The 18,816-nt window shown below is 68.8% G+C and carries 19 protein-coding genes; 11 read left to right on the top strand and 8 right to left on the bottom strand.

Going from position 1 to position 18,816, the window contains the following annotated elements; all coding sequences use genetic code 11:
- Positions 1-97 precede the first annotated feature (97 nt).
- Entirely contained in the window at positions 98-3,178 is a 3,081-nt protein-coding gene (locus tag DNK52_RS02615) for an efflux RND transporter permease subunit (RefSeq protein ID WP_110239228.1), read from the bottom strand.
- A 141-nt stretch (positions 3,179-3,319) separates the two neighbouring features.
- On the opposite strand from DNK52_RS02615, the gene DNK52_RS02610 reads away from it, so the two are divergent.
- The 3 genes from DNK52_RS02610 to DNK52_RS02600 all read left to right on the top strand — a co-directional run bounded on the left by DNK52_RS02610 (position 3,320) and on the right by DNK52_RS02600 (position 6,689).
- On the top strand, positions 3,320-4,723 hold the full coding sequence (locus DNK52_RS02610; protein ID WP_110239226.1) for a M15 family metallopeptidase: 1,404 nt from the start codon (positions 3,320-3,322) through the stop codon (positions 4,721-4,723).
- A gap of 104 nt (positions 4,724-4,827) precedes the next feature.
- The gene (locus DNK52_RS02605; protein WP_110239224.1) at positions 4,828-5,586 is read left to right on the top strand and encodes an SDR family NAD(P)-dependent oxidoreductase; all 759 of its coding nucleotides are present in this window, start codon (positions 4,828-4,830) and stop codon (positions 5,584-5,586) included.
- A gap of 104 nt (positions 5,587-5,690) precedes the next feature.
- Complete coding sequence (locus tag DNK52_RS02600; RefSeq protein ID WP_162598562.1) at positions 5,691-6,689, top strand: DUF3048 domain-containing protein; 999 nt, start codon at positions 5,691-5,693, stop codon at positions 6,687-6,689.
- 10 nt (positions 6,690-6,699) lie between these two features.
- Here the strand turns inward: DNK52_RS02600 and DNK52_RS02595 are convergent, their stop codons facing one another.
- Positions 6,700-7,443, bottom strand: a complete 744-nt coding sequence (locus tag DNK52_RS02595) for a TetR/AcrR family transcriptional regulator (protein WP_110239220.1) — start codon at positions 7,441-7,443, stop codon at positions 6,700-6,702.
- 161 nt (positions 7,444-7,604) lie between these two features.
- Between DNK52_RS02595 and DNK52_RS02590 the strand changes: the two genes are divergently transcribed.
- From DNK52_RS02590 to DNK52_RS02565, 6 genes are all read left to right on the top strand, one after another.
- On the top strand, positions 7,605-8,123 hold the full coding sequence (locus tag DNK52_RS02590) for a hypothetical protein (RefSeq protein ID WP_110239218.1): 519 nt from the start codon (positions 7,605-7,607) through the stop codon (positions 8,121-8,123).
- A gap of 211 nt (positions 8,124-8,334) precedes the next feature.
- Positions 8,335-8,919 carry a YqgE/AlgH family protein gene (locus DNK52_RS02585; protein ID WP_239455337.1) on the top strand — a complete coding sequence of 195 codons (585 nt, stop codon included), beginning with the start codon at positions 8,335-8,337 and terminating at the stop codon, positions 8,917-8,919.
- Positions 8,920-8,936: 17 nt separating this feature from the next.
- Complete coding sequence (locus tag DNK52_RS02580; protein ID WP_110239214.1) at positions 8,937-9,209, top strand: DUF3039 domain-containing protein; 273 nt, start codon at positions 8,937-8,939, stop codon at positions 9,207-9,209.
- Positions 9,206-11,014 carry a DEAD/DEAH box helicase gene (locus DNK52_RS02575; protein WP_110239212.1) on the top strand — a complete coding sequence of 603 codons (1,809 nt, stop codon included), beginning with the start codon at positions 9,206-9,208 and terminating at the stop codon, positions 11,012-11,014. The genes DNK52_RS02580 and DNK52_RS02575 overlap by 4 nt, the downstream gene beginning before the upstream one ends.
- 19 nt (positions 11,015-11,033) lie before the next feature.
- Positions 11,034-11,522: a PaaI family thioesterase gene (locus DNK52_RS02570; protein ID WP_110239211.1), complete on the top strand. Its 489-nt coding sequence runs from the start codon at positions 11,034-11,036 to the stop codon at positions 11,520-11,522.
- 57 nt (positions 11,523-11,579) lie between these two features.
- Positions 11,580-12,221 carry an IclR family transcriptional regulator gene (locus DNK52_RS02565; RefSeq protein WP_110239209.1) on the top strand — a complete coding sequence of 214 codons (642 nt, stop codon included), beginning with the start codon at positions 11,580-11,582 and terminating at the stop codon, positions 12,219-12,221.
- A gap of 30 nt (positions 12,222-12,251) precedes the next feature.
- Here DNK52_RS02565 and DNK52_RS02560 read toward each other — a convergent pair whose 3' ends face one another.
- A complete protein-coding gene (locus DNK52_RS02560) occupies positions 12,252-12,851 on the bottom strand; it encodes a LysE/ArgO family amino acid transporter (RefSeq protein WP_239455336.1) in 600 nt (199 codons plus the stop codon).
- Positions 12,852-12,921: 70 nt separating this feature from the next.
- Here DNK52_RS02560 and DNK52_RS02555 point away from each other — a divergent pair, with 70 nt between their 5' ends.
- Positions 12,922-13,833 (top strand): LysR family transcriptional regulator ArgP, encoded by a 912-nt coding sequence (locus DNK52_RS02555; RefSeq protein WP_239455335.1) that lies wholly within the window; start codon positions 12,922-12,924, stop codon positions 13,831-13,833.
- Positions 13,834-13,851: 18 nt separating this feature from the next.
- On the opposite strand, the gene DNK52_RS02550 is transcribed toward DNK52_RS02555, so the two are convergent.
- The 5 genes from DNK52_RS02550 to DNK52_RS02530 form a co-directional block, all read right to left on the bottom strand.
- Positions 13,852-14,601: an amino acid ABC transporter ATP-binding protein gene (locus DNK52_RS02550; RefSeq protein WP_110239205.1), complete on the bottom strand. Its 750-nt coding sequence runs from the start codon at positions 14,599-14,601 to the stop codon at positions 13,852-13,854.
- Complete coding sequence (locus DNK52_RS02545; protein ID WP_110239202.1) at positions 14,598-15,413, bottom strand: amino acid ABC transporter permease; 816 nt, start codon at positions 15,411-15,413, stop codon at positions 14,598-14,600. The genes DNK52_RS02550 and DNK52_RS02545 overlap by 4 nt, the downstream gene beginning before the upstream one ends.
- Positions 15,414-15,476: 63 nt before the next feature.
- Complete coding sequence (locus tag DNK52_RS02540) at positions 15,477-16,247, bottom strand: transporter substrate-binding domain-containing protein (protein WP_110239200.1); 771 nt, start codon at positions 16,245-16,247, stop codon at positions 15,477-15,479.
- Between the two features lie 91 nt (positions 16,248-16,338).
- Complete coding sequence (locus tag DNK52_RS02535) at positions 16,339-17,127, bottom strand: enoyl-CoA hydratase (RefSeq protein ID WP_110239198.1); 789 nt, start codon at positions 17,125-17,127, stop codon at positions 16,339-16,341.
- Positions 17,120-17,695 (bottom strand): nicotinamidase, encoded by a 576-nt coding sequence (locus DNK52_RS02530; RefSeq protein WP_110239196.1) that lies wholly within the window; start codon positions 17,693-17,695, stop codon positions 17,120-17,122. The genes DNK52_RS02535 and DNK52_RS02530 overlap by 8 nt, the downstream gene beginning before the upstream one ends.
- 439 nt (positions 17,696-18,134) lie before the next feature.
- Between DNK52_RS02530 and DNK52_RS02525 the strand changes: the two genes are divergently transcribed.
- Positions 18,135-18,782, top strand: coding sequence for a hypothetical protein (locus DNK52_RS02525; RefSeq protein WP_110239193.1), 648 nt, complete (start codon positions 18,135-18,137; stop codon positions 18,780-18,782).
- Positions 18,783-18,816 lie beyond the last annotated feature (34 nt).

The raw sequence follows: 18,816 nt of genomic DNA, 5'->3' as shown, positions 1-18,816 counted from the left end.
CATTGGTCTGCAACGCAGAGGTCCGACGGAACACCGACGGCGCACATGCTCAGCATGTGCGCCGTCGGTCATTTCGTCGTCGTGCGTGCGGCGAAGCTCAGGCGGCAGGGCCTGCCTCCGCAGTTGCCTTCGTACGCTTCGCCTCACGCTTGGCCGTCTTCTTGTCGGCCCGCTTCTCCTTGCGCCGCTCCACGAGGAGGTAGAGCACGGGCACCAGGATCAGCGTCAGCACGGTGGAGGAGAGCAGCCCGCCGATCACGACGATCGCCAGCGGTTGCGAGATGAAGGCGCTCCCGCCGGTCAGGCCCATCCCCATCGGGGTCAGCGCCAGGATGGTGGCCAGCGCCGTCATCACGATGGGACGAAGTCGCTTGCCGCCACCGTCGTACAGTGCCTCGGTGATGCTCGCGCCTGCGTCGCGTCGCTGGTTGACCAGGTCGATCAACACGATTGCGTTGGTCACCACGACCCCGATCAACATCAAGGCGCCGATCAGCGATGCCACCCCCAGCGGGATGCCGGTCAGGAGGAGCAGCAGGATCGCGCCGGTGGCAGCGAACGGCACCGATACCAACAGGATCAGCGGCTGCACGAGCGAGTTGAACGTGCCGACCATGACCATGTAGACGATCGCGATCGCTACGACGAGCGCCAATCCCAACTGGGCGAATGCCTCGGCCTGGTCCTCAGCGACGCCACCCAGGGAGACGTCGGTGCCCTCGGGCAGGTCGATGCCCTCCAGGGCCGCGTTGATGTCGGCAGTGACGGCACGCAGGTTGTCCGAGTCGGGATCGACGGTGATGGTCACCGTACGGTCGCCGTCGAGACGGGTGATGGCCGCGGCCACCAGCTCCTCCTCGACCTCCGCCACCTGGCCGAGTTGTCCGGCAGGCCCGGCGGGCAACTGCCGGAGCTCGTCGACGGAGGTCGGCTTGGCGCCGTTGACCAGCACCACGTCGAGCGCCTCGTTGTCGATGGTCACCCGGCCGGCGGGGGGTTGGAACAGGGTCTGGGCGAGTGCGCCGCCGACCATGGCCGAGGTCAGGCCTGCGCGCTCGGCCTGCTCCCTGACGCGCACCGCGAGGATGGGCTGGGCGGGGGAGGAGTCGGAGGTGACCTCGCCGATGTCGTCGATGGTGTTCAGCTCCTCCTCCACCTGCTCGGCCGCGGCGACCAGGTTGTCCTGGTCGGTCGCGGTCACCACGACCTCCAGGGCGGAGGAGAAGCCGCCGTCACCGGTGGCCACGGTGATGTCGCCGTCGGCGTCGCCCAGGGCTGTACGGACCTCGGTAGCCTTGGCGTCGGCGTCGACCTCCTCGTCCAGGGTCAGGGCGAAGGAGGTGCTGCCGCCGCCCATCAGGGCCATCAGGCCGCCGCCACCGACGGTGGTCTGGACTGTCTCGATGCCCTCGACGTCACCGAGCAGGTCCTCGACCGCACGCGCGGCTTCGTCCTGACGGCCCAGGCTGGCGCCCGCCTCGAGGTCCTGGCTCACCGTCAGGGTGTTCTGACCGGTGGCGCCCAGGAAGTTCGTCTTCAGCAGCGGCGTCATCGCCAGGGTGCCGAGGAACAGTACGAACGCGAGGGCCACGACGATCCACGGCTTCCCGAGTGACCAGCGCAGCGTCGGGTCGTAGAGACGACGCAGCCAGGACTTGTCGTCCTTCGCGTCGGCCTCGGTCTGGAGTTGGGCGGCCTCGGCCGGGGTGGCCGTCTCGGGTGCCTTGAGGAACCAGTAGGCGAGGACCGGGATGATCGTCAGGGCGACGAGCAGGGAGGCGATCAGCGCCAGTGCCACGGTGATGGCGAAGGGCCGGAACAGCTCTCCGACCTGGCCGCCGACCACGCCGATGGGCAGGAAGACTGCGGCGGTGGCGATCGTCGAGGAGGTGATGGCGCCCGCGACCTCGCGGACGGCGGTGGTGATCGCTGCGACCTTGCCCTCGCCGTAGCCGAGATGTCTCTTGATGTTCTCGATGACCACGATCGAGTCGTCGACCACCCGACCGATCGCCACGGTCAGGGCGCCCAGGGTCAGGATGTTCAGGCTGTAGCCGCCGACCCAGAGACCGATCAGGGTGACCAGCAGGGACAACGGGATCGAGATCGCGGTGACGATGGTCGAGCGCAGCGAGTGCAGGAAGAGCAGGATCACGAAGACGGCGAAGACAAGACCCAGACCGCCCTCGGTGGCGAGGTCCTCGACCGACTTCTCGATGAACGGGGCCTGGTCGGTGGCCACCGTGAACTCGGTGCCGTTGCCGATCGCCTCCTCGAGCTCGGGGAGGAGGTCGTTGACCGCGTGGGAGATGTCGACGGTGTTGCCGTCGGGGGTCTTGGTGATGCCCAGCGACAGGCTCGGCTCGCCGTTGGTGCGGGCGTACGACGTCGTCTCCGCCTCGACGATCCGGACCGTGGCCAGGGACGACAAGGGGGCGGTGCCTTCACCTGCGGCGACCGGGATGCGCTTGAGCTGGGCCAGGGTGGTCGGCGTCGAGCCCACCTGGACCGACAGGGTGCGGTCCTCGTCGGTCACGCTGCCGGCCGGGACCATCTTCGCGGCGTCGAGCGCGCTGGAGATGTCGGCGCCGGAGACTCCTTGGGCCACGGCACGCGGCTTCAGTGAGAGCTCCACCCGGTTGGTCGGGGCACCGGTCAGCTGGACCTCGCGGACCCCTTCGACGTCGCCGAGCTCGAGCATGGCGACCTGGTCGAGTCGATCGGTCAGCTCCGCGGCGGGGAGGTCGGAGGTGACGGAGAGCTGCATCACCGGGAACTGGTCGAAGTCACCCGCGAAGGTGGTGGGCTCCGCGCTCTCGGGGAGCGTACGCAGCCCGGCGAGCTCGGACTCGACCTGCTGCACGGCACGGTCCAGGTCGGTGCCGTACTCCAGCACGACGGTGACCATCGAGGAGCCGGCCGAGGAGGTGGAGTTCATCGACTCCAGCCCGTCGAGGCCACCGAGCGCCATCTCGACCGGGATGGTGATCTCCTGCTCGACCGCCTCGGGGGAGGCGCCGGCGTACGGAGTCACGACGCCGACCACGGGGAACTGGAGGTTCGGGATCAGCTCCAACTTGAGCGAGCCCAGGGAGATGAAGCCGAAGACGGCCACGATCACGGTGGCCAGGGCCACGAAGGCGCGATTGCGCAGGGAGAACGAGGCGAAGTTGCCCACGGAGAGGGTGCTCCTGTCGAGGAGGTGACGTCATCGGCACGACGGCGCTCGTGCCGGGCGAGTGTAGCGAGTGCACCCAGCGAAGGGGGCTGAAGCGGCGAGCCTCTGGATTCTGGGCTGAAGGTGGGTGAGGATCGAGCGATGCGGCGAACTCTCTCAGTCCTTCTCGGGGCCGTCCTGATCGCGTTGCCGGTGCCTTCGATGGCGGCAGAGGACGCGAGGACGGCGACCGGGACCTCAGTCTCCAGCACCTCTGCCCGCTCGGGGGAGACGGCCCCGCTCGCTGTCCTGGTGACCGACCCGTCCGGTGCCGGGCTGGCGTCGCGCACTGTGCGGCTGGCCCGGTGGTCCGGCACGCAGTGGGAGGCGTTGACGACCGTCAGGACCGACGCTGCCGGCCGGGCGTCTGCGCCGATCGTGGTGGATCGCGACCCCCAACTCAACCGGGTCCGCGCAACTCACGAAGGCGACGCGTCGTACGCGCCCTCGACCGGTGAGCACCGGGTGGCTCTCGTGCGCCGCTCCTCCACTCTCGCCCTCACGGCCCCGGCCGAGGTGGCCGACGAGTCGAGAGTGCAACTCAAGGTCCGCTGGAGTGCCGACGACGGCAGCGCGGTGAGTGGGCCCGTGGTCATCGAGCGCAGGTCGAAGAAGGGCGGACGGTACGACGGCTGGAAGCCCCTGACGACGGTGCGGACCGACGCCGAGGGGCGGGTCGACGTGCTGCGGCGTCCGCGCTGGAACACCAGGTGGCGAGTTCGTGCTGCCGCCGTCGCCTGGGCCGAGGGGAGTCGCAGTCCGGTGCGGGCGACCCGCAACGTGGCCCCCGGGAAGGCGGTCGTGATGCCCAAGGGCGCGCCTCGTCCGCGGATCAAGTTGCCGGCCCAGCGACGCGCCATCGGCAAGGGAGCCAACGTGGTGGTGACCAAGATCCCGCGCAAGGTGTGGAGATCGATGGTGGGACGCTCCTGGCGCAAGGGGTGCCCGGTCGGACGCTCCGGCCTACGACTCGTACGCACCAACTACTGGGCCTTCGACGGCTACCGGCTCCGCGGGTCGATGGTGGTCGCGGCCGGGGTGACGAGCAACTTCGTCGGCGTCTTCACCGAGATGCACCGCGAGAAGGTCCCGGTGCGGGCGATGTACCGCGTCGACAGGTTCGGTTGGTCGAAGAAGCTGGGAGGAGCCGACGACTACCGCTCCATGGCTGCCGACAACACCTCGGTCTTCAACTGTCGCCGCGTCGTCGGCAACCCGAGCGCCCGTTCGCCGCACTCGTACGGACGCTCGCTCGACCTGAACCCTTGGGAGAACCCGTTCCGCTCCAGGCACGGCGTGGTGCCCAACCGGTGGTGGACCTCGCACGACCACCCGCGGGTGGCCTGGCGTAGTCGCAGCCACAAGGTCGTCAGGATGATGGCCAGGCACGGTTTCCGGTGGACCTACGGCACCGGGGACGCCCACCACTTCGACGCGATTGCGGGTCACCGGCCGCTGAAGAAGTTGTTGGAGTCGAGGGCCTGTACCACCGACATCTGTCACTGATCGGCTCGCGGGCGGCTCGCGGGCGCGCCCGCGCCGTGGGCCCTAGAGTGATCGGCGAGGTCACAGGGAGATGCCCGTGGCCGTGCACCAGGAGGGGTTGAGCCATGGGTCGTTTCGACGGTCGAGTCGCAGTCATCACCGGAGCCGCGCGCGGGATCGGTTTCGCCACCGCGCAACGTTTCTGTGCCGAGGGGGCCAAGGTGGCTGTCATCGACCTCGACGAGAGCGCGGCCGCCGACGCCGCTGCCAGGCTCGACGGCGAGGCCATCGGCATCGGCTGTGACGTCTCCGACGCGGCTGCGGTGGAGGCCGCCTTCGAGCGGATCGTGGCCGAGCTCGGCGGGGTGCACGTGCTGGTCAACAACGCCGGCGTGACCCGCGACAATCTGCTCTTCAAGATGTCCGAGGACGACTGGGACCTGGTGATGGGGGTGCACCTCAAGGGCGCCTTCCTGATGTCGAAGGCAGCCCAGCAGCACTTCGTCGCCCAGAAGTACGGGAAGATCGTCAACCTGTCGTCGGTCTCCGCGTACGGCAACCGCGGGCAGGCCAACTACGCGGCAGCCAAGATGGGGATCCAGGGGTTCACCCGCACCCTGGCGATCGAGCTCGGCCCCTACGGTGTCAACGTCAACGCGGTCGCCCCTGGTTTCATCGCCACCGAGATGACGGACGCCACCGCGCGCCGTCTCGGGATGGACGTCGACGAGTTCCGCGAGCTCAACGCGCAGGCCAACCCGGTGCGGCGTGTGGGGCTGCCCGAGGACATCGCCACAGCGGTCGCCTTCCTCAGCAGTGACGAGGCCTCGTACGTGACCGGTCAGACCCTGCTGGTCGACGGCGGCGCCAAGCTCGTCAGCTGACCTCTTCCGCGCGCTGCCGTGGTCTGCAGGTCGGCGAGTTGTCCCACGCCGACCGAGCGGATCGCGCACACTGGTGGCGTCCAAGTTCCATGATCGGAGTCAACGTGCGTTCCCGTTCCCTCAGCCTCACTGCCGTCCTTCTCTCCGCCTCCCTCCTCCTCGCCGGGTGCGGAGGATCGGACGAGGAGAAGGATGAGCCGAAGGCCGACACGCCAGCCGTGGTCGAGCCCCAGACCTGGCCCCTCACCGGTCTCGAGGCCGAAGAGGGCAAGGACGTGGCACTCACCCGCCCCGTCTTCGTCGTGAAGATCGACAACTCGGGCAAGGCGGGGGCGCAAGTTGGCCTGAGCAAGGCCGACCTCGTCTTCGAGCAGATGGTCGAGGGACGTACGACGCGTCTGGCCGCGTTCTTCCACAGCAAGGCTCCCGGCGTCGTCGGTCCGGTGCGCTCGATGCGTGCCAGCGACATCGGCATCGTCTCTCCGGTGGGTGCCCAGATCGTCACCAGTGGCGCTGCCGGCCAGACCATCGACCGGGTCCGCAAGGCTGGGATCACCTTCCACGAGGAGGGCGCGGCCGGGTTCTACCGCGAATCCTCGCGGTCGGCTCCGTACAACCTGATGGCCAACCTGAAGGACCTCGCGAAGGCTGAGGAGATCGAGGCGACCCGCCCCGACGACTACTTTGCTTGGGGCACTGCCGCCGATCTTCCGGCCGGGAAGCCTGCGACGAGCCTGCGCGCCAACTTCGGCAACCACACCACCGCCTGGTCGTTCTCCAACGGCGGCTGGGTCAACGAGACGAGCAACGCTGCCCAGGGCGACGAGTTCGCCGCCACCAACGTCCTGGTGCTCCGGGTGAAGGTCCGCGACGCCGGGTACAAGGACATGGCTGGTTCGTCGGTGCCCGAGAGCATCTACGAGGGCAAGGGCGACGCGACCCTCTTCCACGACGGCAAGGTCATCGAGGGCACCTGGACCAAGGACGGCCTCGACGGCGCAGTGACGCTCGAGGCGGGTGGCAAGGAGTTGAAGGTGCCGGCCGGGAAGACGTGGGTCGAGCTCCTCCCCGCCGTCGACGCCGAGCTGACCTTCGCCCCCTGACGCCCACAGCTCAGGCGCTGCGGCCCCTGTCCCGGGATCCTTCCGGGGCGGGGGTCTCGTCGTCCGTCTGATCGCCGAGGACGGGGAGCACCGCTGCTTCGAGTGACTCGTGCGTGGTGCTGAGGTGGCGTACCGCGGCCAGCAGGAGCCCCACGGAGGTCTCGATCCTGATCGTCTCCTCCTCCGGCTCGGCGCTCGTGGCCAGTGACTGGCCCGCAGAGTTGAGGGCGCCGAAGAAGATCCGGCTGAAGGTGTCGATCATCTCCTCGGGGACGTCCCAGTCACCTGAGGTGAGGGTTGCCCGCACCAGGTGGCGTACGGGGGAGAAGGTGGACCGCTCGCTGTCCGGCGGCCGTGCGGAGCCCAGCACGGCCGCACCCTCCTCCACCACGATGCGGCGGTACTCCGGCTCCCGCGCGATCTCCAGAAAGGTCTGCAGACCGTGCGTCGCCGCCTGCCACGGGTCGCCGTACTGGCCCAGCACGGCGTCGATGCGGCGTACTGCGTCGGTCTCGATGGCCTCGTGCACCGCGAGGAAGAGGTCCTGCTTGTTCGTGAAGTGGTGGTAGAGCGCACCCTTGGTGACCCGGGCGCCGGCCACGATCGTGTCGAGCGAGGTGGCCGTGTAACCGTGGTCGGTGAAGTGTCGACGCGCGGTCTCGACCAGGTCACGCTTCGTGGCCGTCGAGAACTCCTGACGACGGTTGGTCGCGGTCGCTGGGTCCTGCGGCGTCGTCTCATCGATGGATGCCATTGAGGGAGTCTAGAACCGACCGGCGGTACGCCACGTGTTCGGCGTCACTCTCCGATGACCTTGGGTTTGTCCTCCGCGCGCCGTACCCTCGGTATGTCAACGCGGACGCCGTCACGGTGGCCGTGTGCCACACCGCACGCTGATCACGAGGGGAGAGCGCCATGACCTGGAACTCGCCTCGCCGTGACGAAGTCCTGCGTGCAGTGGTCGAGGAGGCCGACCGCCGACTCGACGGCGTCGTCCCGATGGACGTGGCCGGGGTCCAGCAGACCTTCCGTGACGCCGACACCTTGGCTGACGTGTTGTACGTCCGCTGGCAGGCAGCGTTGGCCGCCGAGGTCGAGCGGGCCCTCAGTGAGGGGCCGGACGACCCGGAGGCCGCGGTGGTCCGCGCCTGGCGACGTACGATCCGTGCGCTCCCCGGCGTCCGCATGGTGCTCGACACCCATGCGGAGCAGGCGAGTGGCGCGCGGTCGGAGAAGATCCAGCGTCGCCGCGCCCGTCAGCACCAGTGGTTGGCGCAGCAGGCAGGTCTGGCTCCGCTCATCCCAGGTGTGGACGAGGAGGCGGTCCTGCTCGGGGCCGATCTAGAGGAGGCGGGCCGGCGCTACTACGTGCCGGGCCAGCGCCCCGTACGACCCCCGTTGCTGAAGCGACTCAGGGCGGCCCTGGCTGCCTGACGGTTCATTCCGTCCCACGATCTGACAGCCCCGATCCGGCACAGCGCGGTCTCCCCACCGCGTCTCCCTCCCTCCCAGCGTGCCGGAGCCGGGGCTGTCTCCATTTCTTTCGGCTCGCCTGTGCGGCAGGGCGCACCCCGGGATGGTGGCGTCTGACCCGGGTTCGCGCACACCCTCCCGCCAGGTCGGTGGTGTGGGCCATGATGGGGACATGGATCTTCGGCCCGGCAGCATGCCCGTCACTCCGGTGGCGGCCGGTGTGCTGCTCGTGGCCCAGCCCGAGATGGACGACCCGAACTTCGCCGACACGGTGGTCCTGGTCCTGGACGTCGATGACGAAGGGGCGTTGGGGGTGGTCCTCAACCAGCCCTCCCCGTTGATGGTCGCCACGGTCTTCGAGCAGTGGCGCGACCTCGTCGACGAGCCCGAGGTGCTCTTCCGGGGAGGTCCGGTGGGGACCGACGGGGCGCTGGCCCTGGTCCTGCTCCGCGACTCGGGTGCTGCCCCCGCCGGCGTACGCCCGGTCCTGGGGCCGCTGGGCGTCCTCGACCTCGACTCACCGGTCGAGACGGTCGAGGAGCTCGTCGTGGGGCTGCGGATCTTCGCCGGCTACGCGGGTTGGGGCGCCGGTCAACTGGAGTCCGAGATCGAGGCCGGAGCCTGGTACGTGGTGCCTGCCGATCCTCACGACCCCTTCGTGCCCCACATCGCGGACCTGCCCAGGGCCGTGTTGCGTCGACAACCCGGAGAGTTGGCGTGGCACTCCACGCGTCCTGTGGATCCCGAGCTCAACTGACCTAGACTGGAGCGATCATGACCAAGATCGGATTCTCGCCCTCTGGCTCGACGCTCGAAGACCGTCGCGTCCTCCCCACCGAGGACGGCGACCACGAGCGCTACTCCCACTACGTCCCCAAGGACAAGCTCACCGAGGCCATGGTCATGGGCACCCCCGTCATCGCCCTGTGCGGCAAGGTCTGGGTGCCGAGCCGTTCCCCGGAGAAGTATCCGGTCTGTCCGGAGTGCAAGGAAGTCTGGGAGTCGATGAACCCCGGTGGCGGCAAGGGTGGGGGACCTGACGCGTGACGGAACGGCCTGACGCCGCCTCCGTGACTGCAGCACTTCCTCCGGCGTGGCCGGAGCGTGCCGCCTGGGGCACGGCCACCTCGCTGCGCGCCTGGCAGACCGCGGCCATGACGAGGTACTTCGCGGACCAGCCGCGGGACTTCCTCACCGTGGCGACCCCGGGGGCCGGCAAGACGACGTTCGCCCTGTCGGTGGCCGCCGAGCTGCTCGCCCGTCGGGTGATCGACCGGGTCACCATCGTGACGCCGACCGACCACCTCAAGACCCAGTGGGCCAAGGCTGCGGAGCGCGCCGGCATCCCGATCGACCCGACCTACTCGGCCGGCAAGGGCAAGATCTCGAAGGAGTTCCTCGGGATCGCCGTGACCTACGCCGGCGTCGCGGTCAACCCGCTCGCCATGCGCATCCGCACCGAACGCTTCCGCACCCTGGTGATCCTCGACGAGGTCCACCACGCCGGCGACGCGCTGTCGTGGGGAGAAGGGATCCGGGAAGCGTTCGACCCGGCGGCCCGACGTCTCGCGCTGACCGGCACGCCCTTCCGCTCCGACATCAACCCGATCCCGTTCGTGCGGTACGCGCCGGGACCGGACGGCGTGCCGCAGTCGGTGGCCGACTACACCTACGGCTACTCCGAGGCGCTGGCCGACCACGTCGTGCGTCCGGTGCTCTTCATGGCCTATTCCGGTGAGATGAGTTGGCGTACGAGTGCGGGCGACGAGATCTCGGCGCGCCTGGGCGAGCCGCTGACCAAGGACATGAACCAGCATGCGCTGCGTACGGCCCTGGACCCGCAGGGCTCCTGGATGCCGTCGGTCCTGGAGGCCGCTGACAAACGGCTCAGCGAGGTGCGGCGCCACGTCCCGGACGCCGGTGGCCTGGTGATTGCCACCGACCAGGAGTCGGCGCGCGCCTATGCCAAGATCCTGCGTCAGCTCACCGGGACACTGCCCGCGGTCGTGGTCTCCGACGAGAAGCTCGCGAGCAAGAAGATCGACAAGTTCGCCGACTCCGACGACCGTTGGATGGTCGCGGTCCGGATGGTCTCCGAAGGCGTCGACGTGCCGCGGCTCGCAGTGGGGGTGTGGGCGACGACCACGTCGACGCCCCTCTTCTTCGCCCAGGCGGTGGGTCGCTTCGTACGTGCCCGCAGACGTGGAGAGACAGCGTCGGTCTTCCTGCCGTCGGTGCCCAACCTGCTCACTCTGGCGGCCGAGCTCGAGCTCCAGCGCGACCACGTCCTGAAGCGGCGAGTGCGCGACGACGGCGACATCTTCGCCGCGGAGAACGATCTGCTGGCCCAGGCCAACGCCGAGCAGGGTGCCTCCGACGACCTGCTCGGCAGCTTCGAGGCGCTCGGCTCCACCGCCAACTTCGACCGGGTGCTCTACGACGGCGGCGAGTTCGGTCATGCCGGTGAGGTCACCGTGGGCTCCGACGAGGAGATGGACTTCCTCGGGATCCCCGGACTCCTCGACCACGACCAGGTGCGCGACCTGCTCCACTCACGACAGAGCGAGCGGGCCAAGAAGCAGAAGAGCGCGCTGGCCGCCCGCTCGGCCGAGGCGAAGACCGTGACGGAGTCGATCGACAACTACTCCACCCACGAGCAGTTGGCGGTGCTGCGCCGCGAGCTCAACGGTCTCGTCGCGGCCTGGTACCACCGCACCGGGCAGTCGCACGGCATCACCCATTCCGCGCTCCGCAAGTCGTGCGGCGGTCCGGCTGCGGCCGTGGCCACCGCCGAACAGCTCCACGCCCGCATCAACACCATTCGGGACTGGGCGGTCAAGAAGACGTCCTGAGGCGTGGCAGGCTTGGGCCATGACCGAGACCCAACCCGACCTTCAGGCCGACCCCGAGGCCACCGACGTCACGGACGCACTCGCCCGGCTCGACGGCTACGAGCAGTTGAAGTTCGTGAGCGATGGCCTGATCGAGGTGCCGATCGCGACCACGCTGGGCATCGACGCCTTCGAGCTGGAGCGCGGCTCGGTCACGGTCCGCCTCACCCCGGTGAAGGCGAAGCACTACAACCCCATCGGGTCGATGCACGGCGGGGTCATCTCGACGTTGCTCGACACCGCGGCGGCCTGCTCGGTCCACTCGACGCTCGCGGCAGGGGAGGGATACACCTCCCTGGACCTCAACGTGAAGTTCCTGAAGGCCGTGACCGAGGAGTCCGGTCAGTTGCGCTGCGTGGGCAGCGTCGTGCAGCGCGGACGGCGTACGGCGCTCGCCGAGGCGCACCTGTACGACTCCGCCGACCGCCTCGTCGCCCACGCCACGTCCACCTGCATGATCTTCGGCTGAGGCGCCTGCCCCACGTCGTCCTTCCCGCGTCGCTGCGTGATCGCTAGATTGACGCGCATGGCAGCAGAGACCTCGCAGACCTTGTTCCGGGGGATCCGGGTGATGCAGGTGCTGGCCGAGGTGCCGGAGGGTCTCACGGTAACGGCCCTGGCCGCCCGCCTGGAGGTGAACCGGACCGTGGCGCACCGCCTCGTGGCCACCCTCGAGCAGGCCGGTCTGGTCCGTCGCGGTGCCGAGGGGCTGCTGCACCTGGGCATGGGCGTCCTCAAGATCTCGGGCGCAGTGCAGCCGCTCCTGCGGGACCGTGCGACCCCGGTGCTGCGCCAACTTGCCGAGACCGTCGGTTGCACGGCGCACCTCAACATCTCCGACGGCACGGAGGCGGTCGCCCTGGTGGTGGTCGAACCCTCCTGGACCGACTTCCACGTGGCCTATCGGGTGGGTGCCCGCTTCCCGCTGGAGCACGGCGCCGCCGGCAAGGCGATCTGCTTCATCCGCGACGGCGACACCACCACCCCCTACGCGGCCACCACCGGCGAGCTCCAGTCGGGTGCCCATGGTCTGGCTGCCCCCGTACGAGGGGTGGCCGGCCTCGAGGCCTCCGTCGGCATCGTCACCCTGGGCGGGCCGGTCGACGAGTCGGTGGTGGCCCCGCGCGTGGTCGCCGCGGCGCGGGAGGTCTCCGCGCGACTCCGCTGAAGGGCTGGGTCCCGGCCGTCGGGGGTTGGCTCAGTGGGTCAGCAGGGTGACGCCGAGTGCACCCATGACCAGCGCGATGCTGCCGTCGAGGACTCGCCACGAGTGCGGGCGGGCGAAGAACCCGCGCAGGAGGCGTGAGCCGTAGCCGAGCGAGAAGAACCAGGTCGCCGACGCGATCCAGGTCCCCACCAGGAACCACCACCGGTCGACGCCGAAGCTGTTGGCCACGGTGCCGAGCAGGACCACCGCGTCGAGGTAGAAGTGCGGGTTGAGCCACGTCAGGGCCAGCGCGGTGAGCACTGCTGTCCGCATGCTCATGGCGCTGCCGTCGCCGGCGTCCAGGCCGCTGGGGCGCCAGGCGCGCAGGGCCGCATGGATGCCGAAGCCGATCAGGTAGACCCCGCCGAGGATCTGCGCGACGGGCAGGACGCCGGGCCGACGGTCGACGAGGGCGCCCAGCCCGGCCACGCCGGCGGTGATCGCCAGCAGGTCGGAGGCCAGGCAGGTGAGCACGATCGGGAGCACCTGTTCACCGCGGATGCCCTGGCGCAGGATGAAGGCGTTCTGGGCGCCGATGGCGACGATGAGGGCGAGACCGGTGAGCATCCCGGTGAAGACAATGTTGAGCACGATCAGACGCTACGCCGCGCGCAGTGTTCAATCCAGCGAAGTATTTTCACGAATCATTAGAATGTCTGGTGTGAATGACATCACCCAGCTGGACCCGGTTGCGCTGCGGACCCTGGCCGTCGCCGTCCGCGCCGGGACCTTCGAGGCAGCCGCCCGCGAGCTCCACGTCACCCCGTCTGCGGTGAGCCAGCGCATCAAGGCGCTGGAGACCCGGGTGGGCCGTGTCCTGGTGCATCGGGTCAAGCCCCTGGCGGCCACCGAGGCCGGTCACGTACTCGTCCGGTTGGCCGCCCAGACCGAGATGCTCGAACGCGAGGCGTACGCCGAGTTGGTCGACGACCCCGACGCCGAGGACGCCCCGTACGCCGCGGTGCCACTCGCGGTCAACGCGGACGCCCTCTACGCCTGGCTGATCGACGCACTGGTGCAGGTGCAGGCACGCCACCGGGTGACCTTCGAGGTGCTGCGCGACGACCAGACCCGGACCAGTGACCGGCTGCGGCGCGGTGAGGTGATGGCGGCGGTGACCTCCGACCCGACTCCGGTGCCGGGCTGCAAGGTCGTACGCCTCGGCGCGATGCGCTACTTCGCCGCCGCGACCCCGGCCTGGGTCGCCACGCACCTGCCCGACGGCCCCACCGGCTCGGCCTTCGAGCGCGCGCCGATGATGGCCTTCGACCGCAACGACACCCTCCAGCACGACTTCCTGCGCAAGGTCACTCGGCGTCGCCTCGCGCCACCCGTCACCTGGATCCCGTCGGTGCACGAGTTCGACGGGGCGGTACGTCGCGGGATGGGGTGGGGCATGCTGCTCGAGCGCAACGGACGCGCCGACGTCGACCGCGGGAAGTTGGTCGACCTGGTCCCGGGCAAGCACGTCGACGTGCCGCTCTACTGGCAGCGGTGGAGACTCGAGTCACCCGTCATGGAGGACCTCACTGCCGCAGTGACCACGGCGGCCAGGGAGTGGCTCGCGCGCTGAGTGCGACGTACGAGAGCCTCAGAGCACCTTCGACAGGAACGCCTGCGTACGTTCGTGCTGCGGGTTGGCGAGCATCTCGGCCGGGTCGCCTTCCTCGACGATGACGCCGTCATCCATGAAGACCAGCTTGTCGCCGACCTCGCGGGCGAAGCCCATCTCGTGGGTCACCACCATCATCGTCATGCCTTCGTCGGCGAGCTTGCGCATCACCTCAAGCACGTCGCCGACCAGCTCCGGGTCGAGCGCGGAGGTGGGCTCGTCGAAGAGCATCATGTCGGGGTCCATCGACAGCGCCCGGGCAATCGCCACGCGCTGCTGCTGGCCCCCGGAGAGGTGAGCCGGGTAGGCGTCCTCCTTGCCCTCGAGGCCGACCTTGGCGAGGTTCTTGCGCGCGACCTCGACGGCTTGGGCCTTCGACCGCTTGAGCACCTTGCGCTGGGAGACGACGAGGTTCTTCAGCACCGTCATGTGCGGGAAGAGGTTGAACTGCTGGAAGACGATGCCGATCCGCGTACGCACCTGGTCGAGGTCGGTCTCCGGGTCTGTGATGTCGATGCCCTCGACGACCACCTGGCCCGAGTCCGGCTCCTCGAGTCGGTTGACGCACCTGAGCAGCGTCGACTTGCCGGAGCCGGACGGGCCGATCACGCAGACCACCTCGCCCTGGTCGACGTGGAAGTCGATGCCCTTGAGGACCTCGTTCTTGCCGAACGACTTGTGCAGGTCGCGGATCTCGATCGCGGCCACCGTCGTGTCGTCTGTCTTCATCGGGCCCTCTGCTGTCGTCGTTCCATCCACGAGACCAACTGGGTCAGCGGAAGCGTGATGACCAGGTAGAGCATCGCTGCCTGGGTGAAACTGGTTGACGTGCCAGCGGTTGCGCCCTGCACCGTCATGGCGTTGGCCATCGTGGCCAGCTCGCGTTGGTCGATCATCATGCCGGCGACGAAGAGCAGCGAGGTGTCCTTGAGGAGCAGGACGAACTCGTTGGTCAACGGCGGGATGACGATCCGGAACGCCTGGGGAAGCACGACCGTGATCATCGTCCGCCCCGAGCTCATGCCGAGCGAGCGGGCGGCCTCGGTCTGCCCCTTCGGGACCGCCTGGATGCCGGCTCGCAGGGTCTCGGCCATGTAGGCGCCACCCACCAGGATCAGTGCGACCAGGCCGGCCTGGATCGAGCCACCGGGCCACTGCCAGTTGAAGGCGATCGGGACCCCGAAGGCCAGGGTGAGGACCACCACGATGACCGGCAGGCTGCGGAAGAACTCCACCACGGACGTGCCCATCCACCGGTAGAGCCGCAGCGGCGAGAGGCGCATCAGGGCCAGGACGACAGCCAGCGCGAGACCGCCGCCGAAGGCGATCACGGTGTACTTGATCGTGTTGAAGGCGCCGATCGTGATCAGGTCGGGCCAGGTGCCCCACTCACCAGCCCACGGGCGTCCCATGCCTTCAGGAGCGAAGAAGTTGGCTCCGATGGCCGCCCAGTCGGTCCTGAAGTACAGGAAGGCTGCCACGCCGAGCAGCACCAGGTAGAGGGGCACATGGGTGAGGCGCTGCTTGGTCGATCGCTTCACGTTGCTCAGTTCTCGTCAGGGGTCCCGGGCCAGTTCCGGCCCGGGACCCACCTGAAGTGGATGTCAGTCGAAGTACTTGGCGTAGACCGTGTCGTACTCGCCCGAGTCACGCATCTCCTGGAGTGCCTCGTTGACGTCCTCGACGAGCTCGGTGTTGCCCTTCTTCATCGCGAAGCCGTACTCCTCGGCGCCGTCGTACTCCTCGACGATGACGAAGCCGCCGTCATCCTGGTGAACGCGGTTGGGGCCGATGTCCTGCAGGAGCGCGTCGACGGTCTTGGCCTTCAGGGCCTGGAACATCTTGCTGTCTCCCTCGAAGGCCACGATGTCGGCGCCCGTGGCGTTCTCGTTGGCGTACGTCTCACCCGTGGTGGAGGACTGGACGCCGATCTTCTTGCCCTCGAGGTCCGCGAGCTCCTTCACGGGAGAGCCCTCGGGGACCAGGAGCGTCTGCGCCGAGGTGAAGTACCCGTCCGAGAATTCCATGTTGGGCTTGCGGTCGTCATTGATGGTGATGGCGCTGGCAGCCAGGTCGCACTGGCTGGCGTTGAGCGCGCTGGCGCCGTCGATGGCGGTGAAGCTGGTGGGGACGACGCTGAGCTCGAGGTCCATCTCGTCGGCGATGTACTGGACGATGTCCATGTCGAACCCGGTGTAACCCGACGGGGAGTCAGGGTCCTCGATCTCGAACGGCGGGTAGGGGACCTCGGAGCAGACGGTGAGTTTGCCGGAGGAGACCAGGTTGCTCTCGTCGTTGTCGTCGGAGTCGGAACCGCAGGCAGCCAGGGAGAGAGCCAACGCGGCGATGGCGAAGGGAGTCAGGATGCGTTTCATGCGCGCAATCTACCCGCGAGTTGCCCAACGGAGCAGCACTGTGTCGATCATTCGTGTCGCGCCTCGGAGCCGGCGAAGACGCTCGGAGAAGTCAGTCCCCGGTGAAACCCGGGCGTCGACCCTCGATGAAGGCCCTGATCCCCTCGCCCGCGTCGTCGGTGCGCAAGAGCAGTGACTGCCCTCGCATCTCGGTCTCCAGGACCTCCGCGAGATTGCCGAGCGTGGCGGAGTTGACCGCCTTCTTCGTCGCGGCCAGGGCCAGGGGAGCGCCGCGCGCCAGACGACGTACGACCTTCTCCGTGGTGGCCTCGAACTCCTCGGCGCTCGCGGCCAGGTGCGAGACCAGGCCTGCGTCGTACGCCTCCTGCGCACTGAGCGGCTCGGCCAGCAGCGCCATCCGCATCGCCCGGGCCCGTCCGACAGAAGCTGCCGCGGTGGCTGACGAACCGCCGTCGGGCATCAGTCCGAGTCGGGTGAATGCCAGGAAGAACGAGGCGTCGGGGTGCGCGATCGCCAGGTCGCAGGCCAACGCGATCGCGCAGCCGACCCCGGCCGCCGGGCCGTTGACCGCCGCGACCACCGGCTTGTCCAACGCGACGATCGCGCGGATGGCACGGTTCGCCCGCTGCAGCGAGGTGTGGTCGAGGTGGTCGATCGCGTCGGGGGCCGAGAGGTCTGCGCCGGCGCTGAACGCGTAGCCGGCGCCGGTGAGGAGCACCACCCGGACCGTCTCGTCGGTCACTGCCTGCTCCAGGACCTCGGAGAACCGGTCCGAGGAGTCGGCGCTGACGGCGTTCAACACCTGTGGGCGGTTGAAGGTCAGGCGAAGCACTCCGTCGGACGGGTCGATGAGCAGTTCGTCGTCGGCGTGGTCAGGCAAGGATGACTCCGGCGTCGTCGAGCTCGGTCAGCGCAGCGCGCGTGGTGTCGGGGGCGACCCCGGCCGACAGGTCGAGCAGCACCCGGGTCCTGAAGCCGAGCCGTGCCGCGTCGAGCGCGGTGGCGCGTACGCAGTGGTCAGTCGCGAGCCCGCAGACGTCGACCTGGGCGACGTGGTGCGTACGCAGCCACTCGGCGAGTGAGAGCCCGCTGTCGTCCGCACCCTGGAAACCGGAGTACGCCGCCTCGTGGCGGCCCTTGAGGAAGATCGCGTCGAAGGCCGCGGCATCCAGGTCGGGGTGGAACTCCTCGCCGGGCGTGCCGACCTCGCAGTGCACCGGCCAGGAGTCGACGAAGTCGGGCTCGGATGACCAGTGCGCTCCCGGGTCGATGTGGTGGTCGCGGGTGGCGACCACGTGGGTGTAGTGCGGAGTCTGGCGGTCGCCGCTGCGCCAGCGCTTCATCAGGTCCGCGACGCGCGCGGCCACCTCGGCCCCTCCCGTGACGGCCAGGGAGCCGCCTTCACAGAAGTCGTTCTGCACATCAACGACGATCAGGGCGCGCGTCATGTCCCAAGGCTAGTGGTCGTGTCACGCCTTGGCGGGGGAGCGCGCAGGCAACTGTCGGGTTGATGTCGCCTTGTGACCGTTTGGCTCCATCAAGTCACCAGTTGGTGGGCCGTTTGCACAGGCAGCGTCCGCCTCCGGAACAGGGACTGCCAGATCGCGCCACGCTCAGGGGATGGACGTACGTCTCACACATGACGGTCAGCGCGCTGGCCAGGGGTGGATCCGGGTCACCCGTGGCGCTCATCGGCTGACTTCGGCACCCGACCCCTTCCTCGCCGAACTCCGGTCCTGGGCGGCGGTCCTCCCACCTCAGGCCTGTTTCACCCATCTCAGCGCAGCGCGTCTTCTCAACCTCTGGTTGCCTCCGCTGCCGCCATCCGTCCCCATCGTGGTGCATCTGCCGCCGGGCGTGCCCCGTCCACAACGCCCAGGACTGCGGGTGATCAGGAACGAGGCGCTTGCTCCGCCGCTCCTCGTCGGAGGCCTGCGAGTCGCCGGCGTCGCGGACGTACTACTGACGTTGTGTCGAGATCTTTCCGAGCTCGATGCGCTCGTCGTGGTCGACTCGGTATTGCACGGGGACCTCATCGACCGGCAAGGGCTCGAGGAACGGAGCCGGGCTCGTCGGCGCGGGGCTCCTCAGCTGCGCAGGATCCTGCCCTTCTCCGACGGCCGCAGCGAGTCTGCCTGGGAGACAGTCCTACGGGAACTGCATCACTCGGTGGACGCGCCGGTGACACCCCAGTTCGAGGTGTTCGACGAGGAAGGGTCCTTCGTGGCGCGAGGAGACCTGCGTCTGGACGGCCTGAAGGTGCTGCACGAGTACGACGGGAGTCACCACCTCGACGTCGATCGGCAGCGCGACGACCTACGCCGTGCCCGTCGTCTGATCGCAGCCGGCTGGACCCGTCGGGGTTATACGTCGCACGATCTCCTGTTTCGCGCTGCCGGGGTGTTGCGCGACGTGGACGCGACGCTCGGCCGCCCCCACGACTCCTCCCGTTTGGCGGGATGGCACCAGAGGATCCGCGCTTCCGCTGTCACGCCAGCCGGCCGCGCGGCGCTGGCCGACCGCATCCAGAGGTGACCTCGTACGCAATTGGCGGGTTGATGTCGTCCCG

Source organism: Nocardioides gilvus (assembly GCF_003194605.1).
GTDB classification, from domain to species: domain Bacteria; phylum Actinomycetota; class Actinomycetes; order Propionibacteriales; family Nocardioidaceae; genus Nocardioides; species Nocardioides gilvus.
Note: the sequence above shows the minus strand (reverse complement) of the source record. Positions and strands in the feature narration are given on the sequence as shown.